This window comes from Metasolibacillus meyeri, from assembly GCF_003049505.1.
Taxonomy (GTDB): domain Bacteria; phylum Bacillota; class Bacilli; order Bacillales_A; family Planococcaceae; genus Metasolibacillus; species Metasolibacillus meyeri.
In genome coordinates, this window is sequence record NZ_PYWN01000195.1 from 1 (window position 1) to 5,195 (window position 5,195).

The following is a 5,195-nucleotide window of genomic DNA, read 5'->3' on the forward strand; positions in this document are numbered from 1 at the left end:
TAAGTGCAAGCACAATTCAAAATCCCGACGCAATTACGCTGAGGCGTAATTGATAATGAGATAGGAAAGATTATTGTATCAGAGGTGGTTTCAATTTTCTCAAGAGTCCCTGTTTTACGTAAAGGTATAAAATATGTGTTAGAAATGGATTGATAAAAAATGAAAATTTTATTTATTGGTGATATTGTTGGCTCAATTGGACGAGATGCCGTGGCAAAATATTTACCACGCTTAAAAAATAAATATGCGGTGGATGTTGTGATTGCGAACGGAGAAAATGCAGCAGCAGGACGTGGCATTACACGCAATATTTATAATGAATTATTACAAATGGGAATTGATATGATTACAATGGGTAATCATACTTGGGATAATAAAGAAATCTTTGATTTTATTGATGATGTAGATTATTTAATTCGCCCAGCTAATTTTTCTAAGGATGCCCCTGGGAGAGGGATAGCCCAAATTACGAAAAATGATGTAACATTATCTGTTATTAATTTGCATGGGCGTGTATTTTTACCGCCGCATGAGGATCCATTTGCTATGGCGGATGAACTAGTTGCAGAGGCAAAAAAAATATCACCGCTTGTTTTTGTTGATTTCCATGCGGAAGCAACGAGTGAAAAAATTGCATTGGGCTGGCATTTGGATGGGAAAGCATCAGTGGTCGTTGGCACACACACACATGTACAAACGGCAGATTCTCGCATTTACCCGAACGGTACAGCCTACATTACAGATGTTGGCATGACAGGACCTTACGATGAAATTTTAGGTATGACGAAGGAAAGCGTTATTTATAAGTTTCAAACGAATATGCCATCGCGCTTTGAAGTACCGAAAAAGGGACGCGAAGTGCTAAGTGCTTTTTTTGTTGAAGTCAATGACAAAACAGGTAAGGCAATGCGCCAAGAACGCATTTACATCAACGAGGATTATCCGTTTAAGCCATAATGAAAAGAGGGTAAGCTTTTTACTTAAAGCTTAACCCTTTTTCTTCTAAAGCGGCTTTCATCGTTGGAATGGATGCACGACCAATGCCGTGCAGTTTTAAAATATCTTTTTCCGTATGTTGTGCGAGCTGCTCTAACGTCGTAATGCCTTCATGGATTAGTGCACTACGAGCTGGGGAGGAAAGTCTTGCTAAAAAGCCTTCTACTGGTTTCTTTTCTTGCTCGCATTTTGGGCAAGTATTGCAATCGGTCTTTTTGTAATAGCGATGCCCTTTTTCACAAATGCGTAACGTTGTTTCTCTCATGATTAGTCACCTTCCTTTTATAAAATATACAGTAAATTCATTCTATTTGTCATGTTCCATTCGAATCAAGCATACAATGACCTACAGACAATAAATAAAAAGTTGTCTCGATCATGCAAAATGGGGAGGAATAGTTGTGGATTCATTAAAAGTATCATCTCGCTCAAATCCAAATTCTGTTGCAGGTGCATTGGTTGCCGTCATTCGAGAGCAAGGCTTCGTAGAAATGCAAGCAGTGGGAGCGGGAGCACTCAACCAGGCCGTCAAAGCTGTTGCAATAGCTAGAGGCTTTGTAGCACCAAGTGGCACTGATTTAATTTGCGCACCAGCATTTGCAGATATTACGATTGCAGGGGAAGATCGAACAGCACTCAAGTTAGTTGTAGAAAAAAGAAACCGATAATGTACAAAGTCGTCAATTTAGTAAGAGCTAAATTGGCGGCTTTTTTACGTGCTTTATACATTAGAAAAATTGAGAGGAGCAAGGCGAATGAAAACACCCTTTTTCATTATTGTCAATCCAATTATTGCACTTGTGATTAGCTTGCTTTGCTATTTTGCGCTCAGTAACATATATGATGCTGATCTGCAGGAAACAGCGACAATACATATTGGAATATTATTGTTTTTTATTTTTGTGATGCCTTGCTATTTATTAACGATGCTATTTTTCCATTTTCAGAAAAAACGACTTGCTGTTTATTCTTTTGTCGTCCATATTTTCATTGTCTTTAGCGCAGCATACTATTTAATTAGCACTCAATTTTTAAGTATACATTTACCTATTGAAATCGTAAAATACTTAATTATTAGTTTTGTATTAGTTGGCGCTATTAGCTTATATTTTATTTTTGGGGTTTATTATAAATTGCTAAGTAAATAAAACCTATCTAAAAACTAGACTTTTTGTCAGCCAAAGGACTGAATTTTTGTAGAATTACATATTTACAATAGTACAGACACCGCGTTCGTGTTAAACTAATGGAGGAAAATCATATATCAATTGCGTCTTAAAAATTTTTTAAGGGCGTACACTCACTTCTTGCAAAGACAGTGAGCTTGCTGAATCAAGATAAAAACGGAATTTAAGGAGATGTTTATAATGTTACATCAGCTTTCATGGAAAGTCGGTGGGCAACAAGGGGAAGGTATTGAAAGTACTGGTGAAATTTTCGCAACTGCGATGAACCGTTTAGGCTACCACTTATACGGTTACCGTCATTTCTCTTCTCGTATTAAAGGTGGCCATACGAATAATAAAATTACAGTACGTCCGACAGAGGTGCGTTCGATTGCGGACGATTTAGATATTTTAGTCGCGTTCGATCAGGAAACGATTGATGTCAATTATAAAGAGCTAACACCAACAAGTATTATTTTAGCTGATGCGCGCTTTGAGCCAGTAGCGCCTGAAGACTGTATTGCGCCATTATTTGCGGTACCCTTTACAGAAATCGCAACAGAGCTTGGTACATCATTAATGAAAAATATGGTGGCAATCGGTGCAACGACGGCCTTGCTAAATTTAGATGAATCTGTCTTCCAAAGCGTTGTAGAAGAAATTTTCGGACGCAAAGGTGAGGAAGTTGTTGCGAAAAACATTGAGGCAATTCAAAAAGGTCGCCAAGCCATTACTGAACAAATCGGTGACCGTGTTGGCGCATGGGCTTTAGCACCTGCTGACGGTCAACGCCGTTTATTCATGATTGGAAACGATGCGATTGCACTTGGTGCATTGGCAGCAGGTTCTCGCTTTATGGCGGCATACCCAATTACACCAGCATCTGAAATCATGGAATATATGATTAAAAAACTGCCAGTCGTTGGTGGTGCAGTGATTCAAACAGAGGATGAAATTGCGGCTGCAACGATGGCAATCGGTGCGAACTATGGCGGCGTACGTTCATTTACAGCATCGGCTGGGCCAGGACTTTCGTTAATGGTTGAGGCGATTGGTTTATCTGGTATGACAGAGCAACCGCTTGTTATTATTGATACACAGCGTGGTGGACCATCGACAGGTTTACCAACAAAACAGGAGCAATCTGATTTAATGGCAATGCTCTATGGCACGCACGGTGAAATTCCGAAAGTGGTCATCGCCCCTTCTACAATGGAAGAAGCGTTTTTCGATACAATCCAAGCGTTTAATATTGCAGAGCAATTGCAGCTACCTGTTATTTTAATGACGGATTTACAGCTATCATTAGGAAAGCAAACAGTCGCGCCATTTGACTACAGCAAAATTGAAATTAAGCGTGGCAAAATCGTAGATGCATTAGAAGATACGGAATCAAAAGATTATTTCAGACGCTACGAAAATACAGAGGATGGCGTTTCACCACGTATTTTACCAGGGACAAAGGGTGGTATTCACCACGTAACAGGTGTAGAGCATGATGAAACAGGGAAGCCATCTGAAGCGACAGGCAACCGTCGTACACAAATGGATAAGCGTATGCGTAAGCTAAACTATTTACAATTTGATACACCGATCTATGTCAATGCACCGCATGAGGAAGCGGATATTTTACTTGTAGGCTTTAACTCAACACGTGGCGCAATTGAAGAGGTGCAAGAAACATTAAATGCAGAAGGTATTAAAACAAACCATGCACATGTTCGTCTACTATTCCCATTCCCAGCAGATGAAATGGCACAGTTAGCAGATAAGGCGAAGAAAATTATCGTTGTTGAAAACAATGCGACAGGTCAGCTCGCAAATATTTTGAAAATGAATATTGGGGCACATGCAAAAACAACAACGGTTCTAAAATACGATGGTACGCCATTTTTACCGCGTGAGCTAACAAACTTAGTGAAGGAGAAGATTTAATCATGGCAACATTTAAAGATTTTCGTAACGCAGTGAAGCCTAACTGGTGTCCAGGCTGTGGTGACTTCTCAGTGCAAGCAGCGATTCAACGTGCTGCTGCAAACGTAGGTTATGAGCCACATGAATTAGCGGTTATTTCTGGTATCGGCTGTTCGGGTCGTATTTCAGGCTATATTAATTCATACGGTTTCCACGGCATTCATGGTCGTGCTTTACCGATTGCACAAGGCTTGAAAATGGCCAATAAAGATTTAAAGGTTATCGCATCAGGTGGCGACGGTGACGGTTTCGCGATTGGCATGGGGCATACCATTCACGCGATTCGCCGTAATATCGATATTACGTATATCGTTATGGATAACCAAATTTATGGCTTAACAAAAGGGCAAACATCGCCACGCTCAGCAGCGGGCTTTATTACAAAATCAACGCCAGGTGGAGCGATTGAGCCGTCATTAAAGCCATTAGAAGTTGCGTTAACAAGCGGTGCAACATTTGTGGCACAAGGCTTTTCAACAGACATTAAAGAGCTAACAGCCTTAATCGAAGCAGGTTTAAACCATAAAGGTTTCTCGTTTATTAACGTCTTTTCACCATGTGTCACATATAATAAAGTGAACACATATGACTGGTTTAAAGAAAACTTAACGAAGCTGTCTGAGATTGAAAGCTATGACCATACAAACCGTTCATTAGCTATGCAAACAGTAATGGAAAAAGAAGGGCTTGTAACGGGCATTATTTATCACGACCAAGAAACAACTTCTTATCAAGAAAAAATAATAGGCTATTCAGAGTTACCATTAACAGATATTGATATTAGCTTATCAGAAGACCAATTTAATCAATTAGTAAAAGAATTCATGTAGAAGAGGTATTTGAAAAGTGGTCTAACGTACCACTTTTCAAATACCTTTTGCTTTTTTGTTGAAACGATTCTTCATTTATAAAAAATATCTTTGTTTTAACAGGGGGAAAATGTTGGCACACTCACTTTTAAAATGGATAAGAGAAGCGTTGTTCAAAGGTATTTTTATGAAAGTATTTATCTTAGTTCAGCAAATTCTTTTTGTATCGAAAGCAACGCGACAGATACAG

Annotated in this window: 6 protein-coding genes; 5 read left to right on the top strand and 1 reads right to left on the bottom strand. The window is 39.2% G+C overall.

Features of this window, described 5'->3' with window-relative positions; all coding sequences use genetic code 11:
- The first annotated feature begins 159 nt into the window (after nucleotides 1-159).
- Nucleotides 160-957: a TIGR00282 family metallophosphoesterase gene (locus tag C9J34_RS20560; RefSeq protein WP_107842040.1), complete on the top strand. Its 798-nt coding sequence runs from the start codon at nucleotides 160-162 to the stop codon at nucleotides 955-957.
- Nucleotides 958-976: 19 nt separating this feature from the next.
- Here C9J34_RS20560 and C9J34_RS20565 read toward each other — a convergent pair whose 3' ends face one another.
- Nucleotides 977-1,264: an RNA polymerase alpha subunit C-terminal domain-containing protein gene (locus tag C9J34_RS20565; protein ID WP_193769118.1), complete on the bottom strand. Its 288-nt coding sequence runs from the start codon at nucleotides 1,262-1,264 to the stop codon at nucleotides 977-979.
- 133 nt (nucleotides 1,265-1,397) lie between these two features.
- Between C9J34_RS20565 and C9J34_RS20570 the strand changes: the two genes are divergently transcribed.
- From C9J34_RS20570 to C9J34_RS20585, 4 genes are all read left to right on the top strand, one after another.
- Nucleotides 1,398-1,664, top strand: coding sequence for a stage V sporulation protein S (locus C9J34_RS20570; RefSeq protein WP_042472077.1), 267 nt, complete (start codon nucleotides 1,398-1,400; stop codon nucleotides 1,662-1,664).
- 87 nt (nucleotides 1,665-1,751) lie between these two features.
- Nucleotides 1,752-2,144: a hypothetical protein gene (locus tag C9J34_RS20575; RefSeq protein ID WP_107842042.1), complete on the top strand. Its 393-nt coding sequence runs from the start codon at nucleotides 1,752-1,754 to the stop codon at nucleotides 2,142-2,144.
- 219 nt (nucleotides 2,145-2,363) lie between these two features.
- Entirely contained in the window at nucleotides 2,364-4,097 is a 1,734-nt protein-coding gene (locus tag C9J34_RS20580) for a 2-oxoacid:acceptor oxidoreductase subunit alpha (RefSeq protein WP_107842043.1), read from the top strand.
- Between the two features lie 2 nt (nucleotides 4,098-4,099).
- Nucleotides 4,100-4,966 carry a 2-oxoacid:ferredoxin oxidoreductase subunit beta gene (locus C9J34_RS20585; protein ID WP_107842044.1) on the top strand — a complete coding sequence of 289 codons (867 nt, stop codon included), beginning with the start codon at nucleotides 4,100-4,102 and terminating at the stop codon, nucleotides 4,964-4,966.
- The last annotated feature ends 229 nt before the right edge of the window (nucleotides 4,967-5,195 follow it).

Bases quoted from the DNA above. Each gene is read 5' to 3' on its own strand.
- C9J34_RS20560 (WP_107842040.1), top strand. From the start codon at position 160: ATGAAAATTTTATTTATTGGTGATATTGTTGGCTCAATTGGACGAGAT.
- C9J34_RS20575 (WP_107842042.1), top strand. From the start codon at position 1,752: ATGAAAACACCCTTTTTCATTATTGTCAATCCAATTATTGCACTTGTG.
- C9J34_RS20580 (WP_107842043.1), top strand. From the start codon at position 2,364: ATGTTACATCAGCTTTCATGGAAAGTCGGTGGGCAACAAGGGGAAGGT.
- C9J34_RS20585 (WP_107842044.1), top strand. From the start codon at position 4,100: ATGGCAACATTTAAAGATTTTCGTAACGCAGTGAAGCCTAACTGGTGT.